Annotated in this window: 17 protein-coding genes; 5 read left to right on the top strand and 12 right to left on the bottom strand. The window is 70.9% G+C overall.

What is annotated here, in order from left to right; genetic code table 11:
* The first annotated feature begins 7 nt into the window (after nucleotides 1-7).
* From AB0M79_RS21795 to AB0M79_RS21785, 3 genes are all read left to right on the top strand, one after another.
* A complete protein-coding gene (locus AB0M79_RS21795) occupies nucleotides 8-1,081 on the top strand; it encodes a PHP domain-containing protein (RefSeq protein WP_364216551.1) in 1,074 nt (357 codons plus the stop codon).
* Nucleotides 1,082-1,144: 63 nt separating this feature from the next.
* Nucleotides 1,145-2,815 carry a DUF885 domain-containing protein gene (locus AB0M79_RS21790; RefSeq protein WP_364216549.1) on the top strand — a complete coding sequence of 557 codons (1,671 nt, stop codon included), beginning with the start codon at nucleotides 1,145-1,147 and terminating at the stop codon, nucleotides 2,813-2,815.
* Between the two features lie 275 nt (nucleotides 2,816-3,090).
* Complete coding sequence (locus tag AB0M79_RS21785; protein WP_364216546.1) at nucleotides 3,091-4,308, top strand: glycosyltransferase; 1,218 nt, start codon at nucleotides 3,091-3,093, stop codon at nucleotides 4,306-4,308.
* Here the strand turns inward: AB0M79_RS21785 and AB0M79_RS21780 are convergent.
* From AB0M79_RS21780 to AB0M79_RS21735, 10 genes are all read right to left on the bottom strand, one after another.
* Nucleotides 4,286-5,752, bottom strand: a complete 1,467-nt coding sequence (locus tag AB0M79_RS21780; RefSeq protein WP_364216543.1) for a serine/threonine-protein kinase — start codon at nucleotides 5,750-5,752, stop codon at nucleotides 4,286-4,288. The two genes, AB0M79_RS21785 and AB0M79_RS21780, sit on opposite strands and share 23 nt — an antisense overlap.
* A 207-nt stretch (nucleotides 5,753-5,959) precedes the next feature.
* Nucleotides 5,960-6,589 carry an FMN reductase gene (locus AB0M79_RS21775; protein WP_364216540.1) on the bottom strand — a complete coding sequence of 210 codons (630 nt, stop codon included), beginning with the start codon at nucleotides 6,587-6,589 and terminating at the stop codon, nucleotides 5,960-5,962.
* Nucleotides 6,586-7,683 carry an LLM class flavin-dependent oxidoreductase gene (locus AB0M79_RS21770; RefSeq protein ID WP_364216537.1) on the bottom strand — a complete coding sequence of 366 codons (1,098 nt, stop codon included), beginning with the start codon at nucleotides 7,681-7,683 and terminating at the stop codon, nucleotides 6,586-6,588. Before AB0M79_RS21770 ends, AB0M79_RS21775 begins: the two co-directional genes overlap by 4 nt.
* Before the next feature lie 133 nt (nucleotides 7,684-7,816).
* Nucleotides 7,817-8,554: an ABC transporter permease gene (locus tag AB0M79_RS21765; RefSeq protein WP_364216534.1), complete on the bottom strand. Its 738-nt coding sequence runs from the start codon at nucleotides 8,552-8,554 to the stop codon at nucleotides 7,817-7,819.
* Between the two features lie 10 nt (nucleotides 8,555-8,564).
* Nucleotides 8,565-9,521: an ABC transporter ATP-binding protein gene (locus AB0M79_RS21760; protein ID WP_364216531.1), complete on the bottom strand. Its 957-nt coding sequence runs from the start codon at nucleotides 9,519-9,521 to the stop codon at nucleotides 8,565-8,567.
* A complete protein-coding gene (locus AB0M79_RS21755) occupies nucleotides 9,518-9,853 on the bottom strand; it encodes a transcriptional regulator (RefSeq protein ID WP_364216528.1) in 336 nt (111 codons plus the stop codon). Before AB0M79_RS21755 ends, AB0M79_RS21760 begins: the two co-directional genes overlap by 4 nt.
* Complete coding sequence (locus AB0M79_RS21750; protein ID WP_364216525.1) at nucleotides 9,850-10,539, bottom strand: transporter; 690 nt, start codon at nucleotides 10,537-10,539, stop codon at nucleotides 9,850-9,852. Before AB0M79_RS21750 ends, AB0M79_RS21755 begins: the two co-directional genes overlap by 4 nt.
* A gap of 27 nt (nucleotides 10,540-10,566) precedes the next feature.
* Complete coding sequence (locus AB0M79_RS21745) at nucleotides 10,567-10,968, bottom strand: hypothetical protein (RefSeq protein ID WP_364216522.1); 402 nt, start codon at nucleotides 10,966-10,968, stop codon at nucleotides 10,567-10,569.
* Between the two features lie 44 nt (nucleotides 10,969-11,012).
* A complete protein-coding gene (locus AB0M79_RS21740; protein WP_364216519.1) occupies nucleotides 11,013-12,251 on the bottom strand; it encodes a hypothetical protein in 1,239 nt (412 codons plus the stop codon).
* Nucleotides 12,252-12,408: 157 nt separating this feature from the next.
* Nucleotides 12,409-12,543 carry a hypothetical protein gene (locus AB0M79_RS21735; RefSeq protein ID WP_364216515.1) on the bottom strand — a complete coding sequence of 45 codons (135 nt, stop codon included), beginning with the start codon at nucleotides 12,541-12,543 and terminating at the stop codon, nucleotides 12,409-12,411.
* Nucleotides 12,544-12,799: 256 nt separating this feature from the next.
* On the opposite strand from AB0M79_RS21735, the gene AB0M79_RS21730 reads away from it, so the two are divergent.
* Entirely contained in the window at nucleotides 12,800-15,889 is a 3,090-nt protein-coding gene (locus AB0M79_RS21730) for a DUF3427 domain-containing protein (RefSeq protein ID WP_364216512.1), read from the top strand.
* A gap of 173 nt (nucleotides 15,890-16,062) precedes the next feature.
* Nucleotides 16,063-16,905 (top strand): hypothetical protein, encoded by an 843-nt coding sequence (locus AB0M79_RS21725; protein WP_364216509.1) that lies wholly within the window; start codon nucleotides 16,063-16,065, stop codon nucleotides 16,903-16,905.
* Here AB0M79_RS21725 and AB0M79_RS21720 read toward each other — a convergent pair.
* Together AB0M79_RS21720 and AB0M79_RS21715 are read right to left on the bottom strand one after the other, a co-directional pair.
* Nucleotides 16,895-17,419, bottom strand: a complete 525-nt coding sequence (locus AB0M79_RS21720) for a DUF488 domain-containing protein (protein WP_364216506.1) — start codon at nucleotides 17,417-17,419, stop codon at nucleotides 16,895-16,897. The genes AB0M79_RS21725 and AB0M79_RS21720 overlap by 11 nt on opposite strands.
* On the bottom strand, nucleotides 17,416-17,820 hold the full coding sequence (locus AB0M79_RS21715; RefSeq protein WP_364216503.1) for a VOC family protein: 405 nt from the start codon (nucleotides 17,818-17,820) through the stop codon (nucleotides 17,416-17,418). The genes AB0M79_RS21720 and AB0M79_RS21715 overlap by 4 nt, the downstream gene beginning before the upstream one ends.
* Between the last annotated feature and the right edge of the window lie 59 nt (nucleotides 17,821-17,879).

The raw sequence follows: 17,879 nt of genomic DNA, 5'->3' as shown, positions 1-17,879 counted from the left end.
GACGGGTATGGGTGTGCGGGATGCCGTCGGGGATCTGCGCCGGATCGCGTTTCTGCTCGAACGGGCCAACGAGGCCACCTACCGGGTACGGGCGTTCCGGTCGGCCGCCGCGGCGCTCGCCGCCCTGCCCGCCGCCGAACTCGCGAGCCGGGCACTGGCGGGAACGCTGACCGAGCTGTCCGGTGTCGGCGAGGTGACCGCCCGGTGCGTCACCGAGTCACTGCGCGGCGAGGAACCGGTCTACCTGCGCCGGCTGCTGGCGACCGAGGGAGCCGACCTGGACGAGGCGGCCGCGGCGCTGCGGGCGGCGCTGCGCGGCGACTGCCACACCCACTCCGACTGGTCCGACGGCGGCTCGCCGATCGAGGAGATGGCGCTGGCCGCCGCCGAACTCGGGCACGAATACCTGGTGCTCACCGACCACTCGCCGAAGCTGACCGTGGCCCGTGGGCTGACCGCCGCCCGGCTGCGCAAGCAACTCGACCACGTGGCGGCGATCAACGCCGCGCTGCCGGCGGGCTTCCGGATCCTGACCGGCATCGAGGTCGACATCCTCGCCGACGGCTCCCTGGACCAGGACGAGGAACTGCTCGCCCGGCTCGACGTGGTGGTCGGGTCGGTGCACAGCGGACTGCGCGACGACCGGGCCCGGATGACCCGCCGGATGCTGACCGCCATCGCCAACCCCCACCTGGACATCCTCGGCCACTGCACCGGGCGGATGGTCGCCAGCCGGCCCGCCGGGGTGACCGGACCCGGCGACCGTGGCCACCGGGCCCGAACCAGACCACCGAGCGACTTCGACGCCGACGCCGTCTTCGCCGCCTGCGCCGAACACGGCAAGGCCGTCGAGATCAACTCCCGGCCGGAGCGGCAGGACCCGCCGAAACGGCTGCTCCGGCTGGCGGTCGAGGCCGGCTGTCTGTTCGCCATCGACACCGACGCGCACGCCCCGGGGCAGCTCGACTGGCAGCGTTTCGGCTGTGAACGGGCGGCGCTGTGCGGCGTACCGGCGGAGCGGGTGGTGAACACCTGGCCGGCCGGCGAACTCGTCGACTGGGCAGCGACGCACGACGCCTGACCAGGCGGGCCATCGACGATAACGGCGGGTGGCCGGGGCCACCGGTCCCGTAGGGTCGCAGGCGTGGGAAGAATTGATGACCTCGCGAACCGCTACGTCGACGAGTGGGCACCACTGCACCCGTGTGAAGCCACCTACGTCGGGTTGAAGGGCCACGACCACCGGCTCGACGACCTGTCCCCCGACGGCTTCGCGGCGCAGGCCGAGCTGACCCGGCGTACGCTCACCGAGCTCGACGTCACCGAGCCGGAGACCGAGTCCGAGCGGGTCGCCAAGGAGGCCATGCAGGAACGCCTCGGCCTGGAACTGGCCCGGTACGACGCCGGCGAGGTGACCAGCGAGATCAACGTGATCAGCAGCGGCCTGCACAACATCCGGCAGGTCTTCGACCTGATGCCGACGCAGGGCGAGGAGGCGGTGGCGAACATCGCCGCCCGGCTGAACCAGTTCCCGACCGCGCTGGAGCAGTACAAGACAACGCTGCGGGCCGCCGCCGACGCCGGGCACGTCGGCGCCCGGGCCCAGATGATCGAGGTCGCCAAGCAGTGCGCCACCTGGACCGACCCGTCCGGTGACAACTTCTTCCACGGGCTGACCGACCGGCTGTCGGCCGACGCCACACTCTCCGCCGAACTGGCCCGGGGCGCCGCCGCGGCCACCGCCGCCACCGCCGAGTTCGGCCGGTTCCTGCGTACGGAGCTGGCGCCGCGGGGGCGCAAGACCCAGGCCGCCGGGCGGGAGCGCTACGAACTCGCCTCGCAGTACTTCCTCGGGGCGAAGGTCGACCTCGACGAGACGTACGCCTGGGGTTTCGAGGAACTGGCCCGGCTGGAGAACGAGATGCGGGCCCTGGCCGCCCGCATCGTCCGGCCCGGCGCGAGCATCGACGAGGCGGTCGACGCCCTCGACGCCGACCCGGCCCGCACGATCGCCGGCAAGGAGGCGTTCCGCGACTGGATGCAGGCGCTGGCCGACAAGGCGGTAGCCGAACTGCACGGCACCCACTTCGACATCCCGGAGCAGGTGCGGCGGATCGAATGCTGCCTCGCGCCGACCAGTGACGGCGGCATCTACTACACCGGCCCGAGCGAGGACTTCTCCCGCCCGGGGCGGATGTGGTGGGCGGTTCCGGCCGGCGTCACCGAGTTCTCCACCTGGCGTGAGGTGACCACCGTCTACCACGAGGGTGTCCCCGGCCACCACCTCCAGGTCGGCCAGACCCAGGTCCGGGCCGAACTGCTCAACCGCTGGCAGCGCCTGCTGTGCTGGTGTTCCGGGCACGGCGAGGGCTGGGCGCTGTATTCCGAGCGGCTGATGGAGGACCTCGGCTATCTCGACGACCCGGGCGACAGGCTGGGCATGCTCGACGCGCAGGCGTTGCGGGCCGCCCGGGTGATCGTCGACATCGGCATGCACCTGGAGCTGGAGATCCCGCGCGACAACCCGTTCGACTTCCACCCCGGGCAGCGGTGGACCCCGGAACTGGGCTGGGAGTTCATGCGTGGCCACTGCCGGGTCGCCGACGAGTTCCTGCGCTTCGAACTCCACCGCTACCTCGGGTGGCCGGGCCAGGCGCCGGCGTACAAGGTCGGCGAGCGGATCTGGTTGCAGGCCCGCGACGAGGCCCGTACCCGTAAGGGTGCCGACTTCGACCTGAAGGAGTTCCACCGGCAGGCGCTCGACCTCGGTCCGCTCGGCCTTGACCCGCTGCGGAAGGCGCTCGCCCGCCTCTAGCCGCGTAACCATCACCGGGTGTCCACCCGTTGTTCTGATAACGGGTGGGCATCCAGCACTTTCCGGCAGGTTTCGGGATTCAGGGTCAGGTCAGGGACCTCCCCCTTGAACCGAGGGACGTCCGGCGGCAGGCTCTCCTGGCAAGTGCAACGGGGCAGCCACGCCGGCCGTCCCGCACCTGACTCTGCCGGAAGGCGGCCATGCGCGTACCGACCCGCGGCCCCACGGTCGCGCCCCCGTCCACGCACCCGACCGTCGCACGCTCGACCCTACGGGTGGCACATTTTTCCGACACCTACCTGCCCCGCCGGGACGGAATCATAACCTCCCTGCGCACCCTGACCGGCGCGCTGGGCGGGGCCGGCCACGAGTGCCTGACCGTGGTGCCGGGACATCGGCGGCAGCCGGCGCAGCCGGACGTGCTCGCCCTGCCGGCGGTGCCGTGCGGGGTCGCCGACCTGCGGCTGCTGCCGTGGCCGACGCTGCGTCAGGTGCGCCGGATCGAGGCGTGGCAGCCGGACCTGGTGCACGTGCACACCCCGGGATCGGTCGGCCTGCTCGGCGTGCTGACCGCGCGCCGGCTCGGCCTTCCGGTGGTGCACACCTACCACACCGACCTCCAGGCGTACGTCGACGCGTACCGGATCCCGACCGCGGCGATCCGGATGATCGCGACGCTCTACACCCGACGGTTGGGGCTGCCCGCCGTGCCCGTTCCGGCCGGCGGTGACGACGACGACCGGCGGGGACACGTCCAGACGGTCAACGCGCTGCTGATGGGCGACGCCGACGCGGTGGTCGTGCCGACCGCGGCCGCCCTCGACCGGACCGACCTGCCGGTGCCGGCGCACCGCCTCTTCGTGGTGCCGTCGGCCGTGCCGAAGCGGGCGGTCGGCGCGCACCGGGCCGCCGCGTTCCGGGCCACGTACGGCCTCGGCGAAGCCGACCGGATGGTCCTGTTCGTCGGGCGGGTCAACCGCGAGAAGGGCATCGACCTGCTGCTGCCCGCGTTCGCGAAGGTGGTCGCCAGCGAGCCGCGGGCCCGCCTGGTGCTGGTCGGCGCGGTCTACGAGCAGCGGTGGCTGCGCCGGCTGATCGACGCGTCCGGGGTCGGCGACCGGGTGGTGGTGACCGGCCAACTGCCCGCCGACCAGGTCACCGCCGCGTGCGCCACGGCCGAGGTGTTCGCGTTCCCGTCCAGCACCGACACGCAGGGGCTGGTGCTCCAGGAGGCGGCGCTCGCCGGCGTACCCAGTGTCATCGTCGACGCCGACCTGCACCGCGCCGGCGCGCTCGGCGACGCCGCGGTGCTCGCCGATCCCACCCCGGACGGGCTGGCGGCCGCCGTCACCCGGCTGCTGCGCGATCCGGCGCTGGCCCGCCGTACGGCCGACCTGGCCCGGACCCGCGCGCTGCGGCACACCCCGCAGCGGTACGGGGCGGCGATGCTCGACGTCTACCGCGACGCGATCACGGCCCACCGCTCCGGGTGATCCCGGCCGCCTCGGTGTCCCCGCCACCGCCGGTCGGCTGCGCGGTCGGCGGCGGCGTGGGGGCGCTGGTCGGTGGCGGAGTCGGCGCACTGGTCGGCGGCGGCGTCGGTTCCGGGCTCGGTTCCTCCGCCGTGGGCTCGGGCGACGCGGACGGTGAGGCGCTGGCGGTCGGCGCGGGTCCGGTCGAGGTCGGTGCCGATCCGCCGGTGCGGCCGGACGAGGGTTCCGTCTCGCCGGACGGCTCCGCCGTGCCGGACGAGGTGGGGCTGGGTGTTGCCGTCGGGGTCGGTCCCTCGGCCGGTGGCGTGGCCGCGTCCGGGGCGAAGGAGAGCACCCCGACCAGCACGCCACCGGCGAGCAGGACAGCGGCGGCGACTCCGAGCAGGGTCCGCCGGCGGCGGTCGCCGCCGGGCGGGCCGCCCGCCACCGGGACCGGGACCGGCTCCTGGTCGGTGAGGGTGCTCGGTCCGGCCGCCCGCACCGGTACGGCCGCGGCGGCGATCGGTGCGGTGCGTTCGCCGGAGTCCGGGTCGGCGTCGACGGCTGCCATGGCGGCGGTGGCGGCCGGCAGCGTCGCGGTGGTGGTGGGCGCCGGTGCCGCGGTGCCGTCGCCGATCGTCGCCGCCACCTGTTCGGCGGCTTCGGCGAACTCGGCGGCGGTCGGGAACCGGTCGGCAGGGTCCTTCGCGAGTGCCTTCTCGACGAGGGCGGCCACCGGCGCCGGCACGTCGGCGGGCAGCGGCGGCGGGTCCTCGTGCAGGTGGCTGACCGCGACCTGGAGCGGGTTGTCGCCGTCGAACGGCGGACGGCCGGCGAGCAGGTGGTAGGCGACCGCGCCGAGCGCGTAGATGTCGGTGGCGCCGGACACCGGCTTGCTGGTCGCCTGCTCCGGCGCCATGTAGAGGGCGGTGCCGAGTACGGCGTTGGTGCCGGTCATCGCCGTCATGGCGGTCGACCGGGCCACCCCGAAGTCGACCAGGGTCACCGTGCCGTCGCCGTGGACGAGCAGGTTGCCGGGCTTGACGTCCCGGTGGACGATGCCGGCGGCGTGTGCCGCGTCGAGGGCGCGGGCCGCCTGCACGACGACCGACAGCGTCTCGCCGACACCGAGCCGGCCGACCTCGGTGAGTCGTACGGACAGTGACTGGCCGTCGACGTATTCCATGACCAGGTAGGGCGCCCGCCCGCCGGATGGGATCTCGGCCTCGCCGAAGTCGTAGACGGCGACGACGCCCCGGTGCTGGAGGGCGGCCAGCATGCGCGCCTCGGCCCGGAACCGGGCGTCGAAGCCGGGGTCGGACAGCAGCGCGGGCAGCAGCACCTTGACCGCGACGGTGCGGGCCAGGAGGACGTCGGTGGCACGCCAGACGTCGCCCATCCCGCCGGTGGCGAGATGGGCGTCGAGCCGGTAGCGCTGGTCGAGGACCACTCCGGGGGCCAACACGTCTTGCTCCTACCCAACCGGTCGTCCGGTTACTCGATACGGTGCGCTGCCCGAGGTACCCGGCAACGTTACCCACCGCATGGCGGGACGACCGGCTACGTCACCTCGGCCGGCCCACCAGGAGCGATGGCCGGCCTCCCGGCCGCGACCGACCACCGGCCCGGGTGACCGGCATCACATCGACGCCGGTCACCCGTCGGCTCGTGGTCACCGACCGCCGAGCAGCTGCTCGAACGGTGTCGGCTCGGCGAACGGGTCCACCTTCCGCGGCGCGTCCCGCCGTTCGAGCTGGACGGCGAGTTCGGCCGCCGCCCGGTCGACCCGGCCGGCCAGGGTGCCGGCGCCGCCCCTGGCGCCCCCGTCCGTGCCGGCGCCGAAGTCCTCGGTGGCGGCGAAGACGCCGGTGGAAACGACGACGGCCCGCAGGTAGGTGAACAGCGGCCGCAGGGCGTGCTCCAGCGCCAGCGAGTGGCGGGCGGTGCCCCCGGTGGCCGCGATCAGCACCGGCATGCCGACCAGCGCCTCGGCGTCGAGCACGTCGAAGAACGACTTGAACAACCCGCTGTACGACGCGTTGAAGATCGGTGACACCGCGATCAGCCCGTCGGCGTGGACGACCGTGTCCAGCGCCCGCCCGAGGTCCGGGGACGGGAAGCCGGTCAGCATGTTGTCGACCAGGGCGTGGGCGTGGTCGCGCAGCTCGACGTGGCGCACGTCGAGCGACGTACCGGTCGGCAGCGCACGCCCGGTGGCGGCGGCGAGCTGGTCGGCCAGCAGCCGGGTCGACGACGGCTGGCGCAGCCCGGCGGAGACCACGGCGAGGGTGCGGCCGCTCATCGCCCGGCTCCCGCCGCTGCCGCGACCCGGGCCGCCTTCAGCGAGGCGTGGGTGGGCGCGTCCGGCACGTGGGCCGGTCGCCGCGCGGCGAACTCCTTGCGCAGCACCGGTACGACCTCCTCACCGAGGATGTCCAACTGCTCCAGCACCGTCTTCAGCGGCAGCCCGGCGTGGTCCATCAGGAAGAGCTGGCGCTGGTAGTCGCCGATGTCCTCACGGAAGGTCAGGGTGCGGTCGATCACCTGCTGCGGGCTGCCGACGGTCAGCGGGGTCTGGGTCGAGAAGTCCTCCAGCGACGGCCCGTGGCCGTAGACGGGGGCGTTGTCGAAGTACGGCCGGAACTCCCGGACGGCGTCCTGCGAGTTCTTGCGCATGAACACCTGCCCGCCGAGGCCGACGATGGCCCGGTCGGCGGGGCCGTGCCCGTAGTGCTCGAACCGCCGGCGGTAGAGCTGCACCATCTGCTTCGTGTGCTCCATGGGCCAGAAGATGTTGTTGTGGAAGAAGCCGTCGCCGTAGTACGCGGCCTGCTCGGCGATCTCGGGGCTGCGGATCGAGCCGTGCCAGACGAACGGCGGCACCGCGTCGAGTGGCCTGGGGGTGGCCGTGAAGGACTGCAACGGGGTGCGGTGCCGGCCCTCCCAGTCGACGACGTCCTCGCGCCACAGCTTGTGCAGCAGCGCGTAGTTCTCGATCGCCAGCGGGATGCCGGCCCGGATGTCCTTGCCGAACCACGGGTAGACCGGCCCGGTGTTGCCGCGCCCGAGCATCAGGTCGACGCGCCCGTCGGCGAGGTGCTGGAGCATCGCGTAGTCTTCGGCGATCTTGACCGGGTCGTTCGTGGTGATCAGCGTCGTGGCGGTGGACAGGATGATCCGCTCCGTACGCGCCGCGAGGTAGCCCAGCATCGTCGTGGGCGACGAGGGCACGAACGGCGGGTTGTGGTGCTCGCCGGTGGCGAAGACGTCGAGCCCCACCTCTTCGGCCTTGAGCGCGATCCTGACCATGGCCTTGATCCGCTCGTGCTCCGACGGCGTGCTGCCGTTGGTGGGGTCGGTGGTGACGTCTCCCACGGTGAAGATCCCGAACTGCATGTCGACTTCCCGCCTCAATCTCGTTCAAGTTTGAACTACCCGCTTGAACCTGACCTGGCGGCGGGCTATTCCCGCCCCCGGCGGTATAGCCGTAGTAGCCCGGGACACACCCTTGATCACGTGACCGGGCGGATCAACTGAAGCGGCGGCCCTCGTCGCGGCGGTAACCCCACGCGGCCAGCGCCCCCATCGCCACCGTCCAGGCCACCAGCGCGATCATCGAGGTGGTGCTGACCGGGAAGTCGCCGACCGCGGCCCACATCAGCTCGACCGCGCCCCGGCTGGGCAGGTACGGCGCGATCGTCTCGATGAAGCCGGGCGCGTTTCCCGGTGCCGAGAGCAGACCACCGCCGAACGCCATCGGGAAGAACACGATCTGGGCGACAGCGAGCGCCGCCTTGCTCGGCAGCCCGTACCCGATCGCGAGCCCCATCAGCGTGAACGGAACGGCGATCACCAGAATCGCGCCGAGCCCGGCCAGGAACCCGCCCACCGTGATCGTCGCCTCGGTGCCGATCGCCGCGATCAACACGACGGGGATCAGCGAGACGAACGTCATGACCAGGCCGGCGATGATCCGTCCGGCGAAGCGCGGGACCGGCCCGACCGGCAGGCTCCGGGTGTACGGGTCCCACGGATGCGCCCGGTCCTCGGCCACCCCGACGCCGTACTGGAAGAGGTTGCTGACCATGACCGCGAAGGTGACCATCGACGCGGTGGCGAAGGTGGCACCGACCGGATCGTCACCGGCGAACGGGACCACGAAGAAGAGCATCGACGCGGCCGGGAAGAACGCGCTGCCGATCACCGCCACCGGGACCCGGACGGTCTCCAGGAGCTGGTAGCGGGCATGCACGAGAGTGAGTGACACGACGGTCTCCTTATCGGTCGGCGCCGGCCACGGCGTGCTTCGGCCCGGCCCCGGCGGGTCCGCCGTCGGCCTCACCCGGCACACCACCGTCGACTGCCGGGCCGCCGTCACCGGTGAGGGCCAGGAACGCCTCCTCCAGCGACGTCGGGCGGACCTCCAGGTCGCTGAAGTCGACCCCGCCGGTGACCAGCGCCCGGACGACGGCGTCGGAATCGGCGGTCAGGACATGGGTACGGCCGTCGACGTGCTTCACACCGACCACGCCCGGCAGCGGCGGCAGCTCGCCGACGGTCAGGCTGACCCGCCGTACGCCGACCATGCCCCGGACGGCGGCGACGGTGTCGTCGGCGAGCACCCGACCGCCGCCGAGCACCACGACCCGCTGCGCCAGTTCCTCGATCTCCTCCAGGTAGTGGCTGCTCAGCAGCACGGCGCCGCCCTCGACGTGGAAGGAGCGGATGCCGTCCCACAGCGCGCGCCGGGCCTGTACGTCGAGACCGGTCGTCGGTTCGTCGAGCAGCACGACACGCGGGCGGCCGACGAAGGCCAGCGCCACCGCGAGCCGCCGTTTCTGGCCGCCGGACAGCCCACCGGTCTGCCGCTTGGCGAGTTCGGTGAGGCCGAACCGGTCGAGCAGTTCGTCGCGGCGGATCGGATCGGGATAGTGGGCGGCCACGAAGTCGACGACCTCGCGCACCCGCAGGGTCGGTGGCAGGCCGGTCTCCTGCGGGGTGACGCCGAGATGGCGCCGGCTGGCCGGGTCGCGTGGATCTCCGCCGCAGAGTTCGACGCGGCCACCGGTGGGCCGGCGAAGCCCGGTCAGCAGGTTGATCAACGTGCTCTTGCCGGCGCCGTTCGGGCCGAGCAGGCCGACCAGTTCGCCGGCGTGGATCTCCATGGACACCCGATCGAGGGCCCGCACCGTCTGGTACCGCCGGCTCACCTCGACCGCTCTGGCCAGGGTCATACTTCCTCCCGCTGCTGGTCGTGGCGGTTCGTCGGGTCGATCAGGGCGCGTACGGCCGCCGTGTACTCGTCGAAGGCCAACCGGCCGCGCCGGCTGAGGCAGATCAGGGTCGTCGGCGTACGCCCGTGGTGGGTCTTGGTGACGTTGACGTAGCCGGCGTCCTCGAGCTTGCGCAGGTGCACGGAGAGGTTGCCGGCGGTCATCACGAGGATGTCCTGGAGCCTGGGAAAGGCGACCCGATCGCCGTCCGGCAGGGTGGACAGCGCGGCCACGACCCGGAGCCGGGCCTGGGCGTGGATGACCGGGTCGAGTTCGGGCAGGGGACCGCTCACCCGGATGCTCCCACGCCGTCCGGTTCGTGACCGCGGGTGGCGCGGACGGCCGCGCGGTGCAGGAGCCAGCCGGTGACGAGCATCCCGCCGCCGCCGGCCAGCGCCGTGACCAGGGAGTGCCAGCCCGGCCCGGCGACCACCCCGACGATGTTGCTGCCCGAGATCCAGGCCCCGAGCACGAAAAGGTTGCGGTCCAGCCACACCGCCCCACCCGCGAGGTAGAGGACGCCGGTGAGCGCGACGGGCGCCGCCGACCAGGCCAGCGTCCTCAGGTCCGGAGGCAGGGCCGGGGTGACCCGGGCGAGGGTGGCGAAGAGACCGGCGAACCCGACGAACCAGGCGTAGCCGTACCACGCGCCACGCCGGGCGGATTCGCCGGAGATCTGGCTGTAGGTGCGGGAACTGGTCACGGCGGTGAACACGGTGACCGCGATCATGGCCACGGCCAGCACCGCCAGCGGCAGCCAGTCGGGCATGGCGACGAAGGTCCGCCCGCCCGGGCCGTATCGGAGGAAGAACAGCCCGAAGACGATCAGCCAGGCCAGCCCCCACGGCCAGTGGTAGAGCCGGGGATCGGGGCTGAACCGGCGGATCGCCTCGGCCCGCTGGCGCTCGATCAGCCGCAGCGCCGCCACCGGGTCGGGTGGCGGCGCGTCGCGCAAGTCGTCGACAAACTCATCCCGCATGCAAACGACTTTAAACCACAAACTTGTTTATGGCGAATTCGGATCCAGCTCCAGTGCTGCGTAGACCGCCTTCCGCAGGGCGCGATACTGCTCCCGGACCCGCTCGCCGACCTGCGGTGGCCGCGCCATGACCCGAGGCTCCTGCACGGTTTCCGTGGCGAAGAACTGTTCGAGGGTCAGGTCCACCTCCAGCCCTGGGCCGAAACGGTTCCAGTGGTGATAGCCCTGCCGGGAGCCGTCGGGGTAGTGCACCTCCGCCGTCAGCAGATCGCCGCCGAGCAGGTCGTTCAGCACAAGAGCGGTGGAACCGCACTGACCACGGGCCGGATTCTCCGGCGACCAGTTGGCGGCGTCGGCCGGGTCACAGGACTCCACCGACCACGACGCTCGGACGACACGTTCGATCTCTTCGAGGGTTCGCGCAGGCATGGGCCGCATGCTGCCAGCCACCACCGACAGCCCGGCCGGACCGCTCAGCCGTACGACTGGTCGACCACCCGTACGTCGGCCAGCTCACCGGTCGGCGCCCACACCTCGTACACGCCCCGCTCGAAGCACTGGGCACCGAGCCTCGCCACCGCGTCCGCGTCCGGCCGGCAGAGCCGGACCCGGGTCCACTGCTCCTCACGCAGCAACACCAGGACCACGGCACCACGCCAGGTCGCGTACGTCGTACGCCGGGCCAGGCTCTCCACCGCGTATCGGGCCGCCCGGGTCATCGCCAGCACCCGGAACTCGTCGGGCGGGTCGGCGACCGCCTCGTGCTCGTGCCCCTGGTAGGTGCCCACCAGCCTGGTCGACCGAACCGCCTCGCCGGTCGAGACGTACTCCTGGTCGGGCGACACCCCCGGAATCGCCGCCAGCAGGTGCCGCCAGCGCGAGCCGACCATCCGCAGCCAACCCCGCTGCTCCGGCTGGTAGCTGAAGAGCGTCACCTCGGCCCCGTCCGGGGTGTAGGCGAGCAGGGTGGCGTTGGCCGTGAGCGGCAGGTCGGCGAAGTCCGCGGTGACGTACTCCGGAATCAGGTGCCGGCCACTCGGCGCGAAGCCGGTGCCGGACATCGGCGGCCCGACCCGGTCCCGGGGCGGCATCCCGACCAGGCCGGGATGGACCGGCACCGCGTAGTCGCCGGGGCCGATCGCCCGCCACCGCAGCACGTACGCCGCCTCGGTCTGGTCGGTCGCCCCGCCGCCGTCGGTGCGCAGCAACGCCAGCTCGGTCGGAGTGCGCAGGTGCGCCACGTCGTACTCGCGGTAGCAGAAGCCGTGCGGCTGCCAGCCGCGCAGATAGCCGGCGAGCTGACTCTCCGAAAGCACCTTGATCATCCGGGTGCCCCGCCGGATCGTCGCCGAGCGCCGGATGGCGGCCAGCAACAGGTCGTCCCGGTGGCTCGCCGACTGGCTGCGGCGGTGCACCTCCTCCCACCCCACCGCCCGGCTGACCGGCATCGTCAGCGGAAACTCCCGGTCGCCGGCCCGCGCCGTCGGTAGCGCCCCCTGGACGTCGACGATCTCCGAAGCGTGCACGAAGCGATGGAAGGGGTAAGGTGCGTCGGGCCGGTGATCGGCGAGGAACCCGCTCTGCGGCGCAGTGCTGAACAGTTCGTAGGCCGCGCCGTGGGCGATCTCCTCCGCCGGGTGGACCCGGCCGTCGAAGGTAACCCGCAGGCCGGCCGGCGGCGAGGTCGCCGGGTCACGGGTCGCGGAGGTCACCGGCTCACCGTCCACCCGCCAGGTGCCAATCCGGTGAACATTCGCTTGACCTGCGCATACGTTCCGGTATCGACAGGAGCGAGGACCACCGAAAACGGACTGGACCGCCCGCCGGCCCGAAGGCCGGCGGACGGTCCAGTTATCTGGTAGCCGTGGTTCAGCCGAGGGCCGAAGCCAGCTCCCCGGCGAGGGCGAGCCGGGCCAGCTCGCCCTTCAGCGCCAGCTGCGCGGCCTCGCCCTTGAACGCCAGCTGGGTGGCCTCGCCCCGGTTGATCAGCTCGCCAACGGTCATGGTGACTCCTTCGCTCGATCCTCCCGGATGGGCCGGGATGGCCGGCCTGCCCGGTCATTGGAGGGAATCTAAACATGTTGATCACGCGCGGTGGTACGCCGAATCACACTGCGTCTGATTGGACTTACCGCTTGAGATCGGCTGCTAACAAGCCATCATCGGCCAGATCCCGATATGAGCTGCAAACGATCACTGGGCCGGCAGCGGGACGGATTGGCCGCCCCTCGACATCGGGACTTCCCGGTATGTTGCGGACGTGGCGGATCTTCCCGGTGGCGCGTACGAGCATGTGGTCACCCACGAACTCGCGGCACGACTGTCGAAGTTGGACGCCGACCTGGTTCGGCGGGAGGCGCTCGACCCGGCCGACGCCGACGAACTACTCGCCCGGCACATCGCCGGCCTGGCCCGCCGGGCACTGCGGGCCGTGCCTGGCCAGGGTACCGACCGGACGGCCGGTCAGGTGGCCCTGACCAACCGGATCGCCGAGGCGATCGCGGCCGTCCTGCCCCGGGCTGCCGACCAGGCCGATCTTGTCGCCTCGTCACACGACGTGCTGACGGCGATCGTGTCCCGCCCGACCGCACCCACGCCGGTCACCTTCCCGAAACGTCCCGAAGTGCCGCTCGCCTCCAGCGCGCTGCTGGTCAACGGACGGGGGCAGCCGCGGATCGGCTCCGAGATCAGCCGGGAGATGGCGTCCGCCGACGAGGTCGATCTACTGTGCGCGTTCATCAAGTGGCAGGGGCTACGGCTAATCGAGGACGCCGTCCACGAACTCATCGAACGCGGCGGACGGCTGCGGGTCATCACGACGACATACCTGGGCGCCACCGACCAGCGGGCCCTGGACCGCCTCGCCGAACTGGGCGCGCAGATCCGGGTGTCGTACGAGACCCGGACGACCCGCCTACACGCGAAGGCGTGGCTGTTCCGCCGGGCGAGCGGCGCCGGGACCGCGTACGTCGGCTCGTCGAACCTGTCGAAGAGTGCCCTCGTGGACGGGCTGGAGTGGAACGTCCGGCTCTCCCAACTCGAGCAGCAACCGCTGCTCGACACGTTCGAGGCGACCTTCGACGAGTACTGGCACGATCCGGCGTTCGAGGAGTACGACCCGCAGCGGGACGCGGGCCGGCTGCGGCAGGCCCTGGCCGCCGAGTCGGGCCCGCGTCCGACGGACCTAACCATTGACTTGACCACTCTGGACGTACGCCCGTACGGCTACCAGCGGGAGATCCTGGAGGAACTGGCCGCGCAGCGCGCGGTGCACGACCGACACCGCAACCTCGTGGTAATGGCAACGGGAACCGGAAAGACAGTCGTCGCCGCGCTCGACTACCGGCGCCTACGGCAGGACGGCAAGGTCGACTCGCTGCTCTTCGTCGCGCACCAGGAGCAGATCCTGCGGCAGAGCCGGGCGGTGTTCCGCCACGTGCTGCGGGACGGAACGTTCGGCGAGACGCTGGTCGGCGGCGAACGCCCCGAACGGTGGCAACATGTGTTCGCCTCGGTGCAGTCCCTGCACCGGCTACCGATCGCCCCGGACCAGTTCGACATGGTCATCGTCGACGAGTTCCACCACGCCGAAGCACCGACGTACAGGCGGTTGCTGAAGGGGCTGGATCCGCGCGAACTACTCGGGTTGACCGCGACGCCGGAACGCTCCGACGGGCAGGACGTGCGGGGGTGGTTCGGCGGGCGTACAGCGGTCGAACTGCGGCTGTGGGAGGCGCTGGAGCGGCAACTGCTCGCGCCGTTCCAGTATTTCGGTTTCCACGACGACGTCGACCTGTCGACGCTGCGGTGGCGGCGTGGGCAGGGCTACGACCGGAGCGAACTCGACAACCTCTACACCGGCCACCATGCCCGCGCCGGGCTGGTACTGACCGCCGTGCGGGACACCGTCGATGTAAGCAGAATGCGGGCGGTCGGGTTCTGCGTCAGCATCGGGCACGCCGAGTTCATGGCCGAATGCTTCGACCGGGCCGGCATCCCGGCGCGGGCGGTCACCTCGCGTACCGATCCGGTGGACCGCCGCGCCGCGATCAACCTGCTCGACCGCGGTGAACTGCGAGCGACCTTCACCGTCGACCTCTTCAACGAGGGCGTCGACCTGCCGTCGATCGACACGATCCTGCTGCTCCGCCCGACGGAGAGCGCCACCATCTTTCTCCAGCAACTCGGCCGTGGCCTGCGACTCGCCGACGACAAACCCTGCCTGACGGTGCTCGACTTCATCGGTGCGCAGCACGCCGACTTCCGTTTCGACCTGCGCTACCGAGCGCTGACCGGGGCCACCCGCCGCGGTCTGCAACGCGACGTCGAGCACGACTTCCCGACGCTGCCGGCCGGCTGCCACATCCACCTCGACCGGGTCGCAAAACAGATCGTCCTGGACAACGTACGCCGGGCCCTGCGGCTGCGGCGGCCCGACCTGGTCGAGGAGCTACGCCGGCTCGGCAACGTCACCCTCGCCAGGTTTCTCGACGAAACCGGCCTGGAGATCGAGGACCTCTACCGGAACAAGGACCTCGGCGGGTGGACCGGGCTGCGCCGGGACGCCGGGCTCGACACCACGGCCCCGGGGCCGTACGACGCTCTGCTCGGCCGGGCCATCGGACGGCTACTGCACGTGGACGACCTTGATCGGCTCAACCATCTGCGAGACCTCGCCGCCGGTGGTCGGCCGGACGAGCCGCTCGCCCGGATGGCGCACTTCGCCATATGGAAGAAGGAAATCCCGCTCGACGATGGGCCGGCAACCCTGCTCGCCCATCCGCAGCGATGCCTCGAACTACGCGAGGTCGCCGACATCCTGGAAGCCCGGATCCGTCGGGTCACCCTCCGGTCCGCCCCGATTCGCGCGGCCGGAGACGTGATACGTGGCAATCCGCTACGGATACACGCCCGCTACAGCCGCGACGAGGCCTGCGCCGCGTTCGGGATGGCCGACCCGTCGTCGCTGCGGGAAGGCGTCAAGTGGCTACCCGAGCTCGGCGTCGACCTCTTCTTTGTCACCTTGACCAAGACCGAGCGGCATTACTCGCCGACGACGATGTATCAGGACCGGGCCATCACCCCCGAACTGTTTCAGTGGGAGTCGCAGAGCACCACCTCGACGGCGTCGCCGACCGGGCAGCGGTATGTCGACGGCGGCTCGAAGGTGCACCTTTTCCTCCGCCAGACCAAGGAGCGCGACGGCGACCTCGGCGTGCCGCCGTACCTGTACGCCGGCACGATGACGTACGTACGGCACAGCGGCGACCGGCCGATGCGGATTTTGTGGAAGCTCACCCACCCACTGCCGGCCGACATCTTCCACGCCGCCCGCGTAGCCGCTGGCTGACCTGCCCAATCCCACCCATTGGCGCCCTCGCACCAGCAAGTACCTGCTGGCGAGGATAGAAACCGGTCCGGCGGCAGGGACAACAACGGTCTGGCCAGTCCCATGCATCCATGAGAATCTAATTACCCGGAGTCGCCAAACGACCACGGAGAGCCCTGAGGATCGGAGGTCCGGTGACACAGTTGTCCTTCTTCGACCCAGGCGACGCCGGGCACACCCCCAAGCCGTCGAGCGACAAGGTGACCCGGCTGCGGCTGCTCATCACAGTCAAGGCAGCCCCGAATCCATCCGAACGGTACGGGGAGACCGTCTGCGTGGCGGCACTGAGGATCGACCCCCTGCAGCAAGGCTGGGTTCGCCTGTATCCCGTCAACCACCGGGAACTGACCAGCAACGACAAGTTCCGTAAGTACGACGTCATCTCTATCGACGCCAAACCCGCACGGCAGGACCCGCGCCGCGAGAGTTGGAAGCCGATCCTGGACTCGATCACCCGCGAGACCCACCTACCGCCGTGGGACAAGCGCCGGCGCTGGCTGGATCCGTGCATCGAAGACTCCATGTGCAGCCTCAATCGAGCCACGCGCGGTCGACCCGACGCCCCATCACTGGCCCTGATCCGGCCAGCCCGGGTCGACGGAATCAAAATCGCCCCGCACGGTGGCTGGACCCCGGACGAACAACGCAAGATCGATGCGTACGTCAACCAACTCGATCTGCTCGACGATCGGGACCGTACTCCCCTTGAGGCACCACGGTTCCGGGCGGCCTATCGATGCCGGTGCCACGAAGCGAACTGCCGAGGCCACGAGCAGGGCATCCTGGATTGGGAACTCGTCGCCTTCCAGCGCAATCTTCGCGGATCCTCCGACGATCAACTTAGGCGGGCTCTGGAAGAAAAGTTTCTCCACGAACTCTGTGCACCGAGCCGGGACGTCGCCTTCTACGTCGGCAACCAGGCCAAACGTGTCAACGTATTCAGCGTTCTCGGCGTGTACTGGCCGCCTAAGCGGTAGCCGCCACCCTGTCCCGTACGGCCCGCAGGACCACATCACGATGACAGTGCTGCTGGTCCGCCTCGAAACAGAGCAGCGCGACCAACTCCCGCTGCCCCGCGGCCGCGACGGCATCCAGCGCGGCACGTCCCTCCGGTCGGTCAAGGATTTCCGCGTAGACCGCTCGCGCCTGGGCCAACTCCTCGGCTGGGCCAGCAAACCCCGATCGGTTCGTCTTCGGGTTCCCCAGTTCCCGGCGATGCTCGTAGGCAATGCCAGCCGCGCCGAGCGCACTCGCCAAAGCGGTCTTGCTGAACCCCCGCTTGCGCGAGATCGGGGTCAATCGAACGTCGACAAGACGTGAGACTCCATTGGCGCTCAGTTCAGCGACGAACTCTCCAATGTCGCGCCCTTCGTAGCCCACACCGACCAGGCCGGATCGCGCAACGGTAGGGGTGACCATGGGGTCAGCCTCCCACACATGCGTCAGGTGGTGCGCCGGCTCCAGACCGAAACCTGTCGTGTGGCGCGTCACGACGGTAGGACGGTCACCATCCAGAGGTGGCCGTCCGGGTCGGCGAACGAACCGGTGTAGCCCCACGGCTGCGACTGGGGTGCGGTGACGATCCGCGCGCCCGCCTCCCGCGCCCGCTCGACGAAGTTGTCGGCCTCGGCCCGCGTTTCGAGGTCCACGCCGACGATGCACTCAATCTGTCCGGGGACCGCGACCTGATTGTCTCCGATCACCCAGCCGAAGCCGCCGGTCGGGATGAGCATGATCCGCAGCCCCTCGTTGAGGGTGAACTGCAACGGCTCCGGAAATCCGTCTTCGGCTATCTCACCGAAGGGTTCCAGACCGAGCCCGTCGCGGTAGAACCGGTATGAGACGCCGCGATCTGCGATCGGCAGGCTGACGACGACGGGCGAGAACTTCACCGTGGAACCCCCGATCAGCCGGCATGACAGCCCTGATCGTATCCGGGTAGCCGGGGGTC

The organism is Polymorphospora sp. NPDC051019, from assembly GCF_040683055.1.
In the GTDB taxonomy this organism is placed as follows: domain Bacteria; phylum Actinomycetota; class Actinomycetes; order Mycobacteriales; family Micromonosporaceae; genus Polymorphospora; species Polymorphospora lycopeni.
The sequence above is the reverse complement of the archived record's forward strand: the minus strand, read 5'-3'. Positions and strand labels throughout refer to the sequence as shown.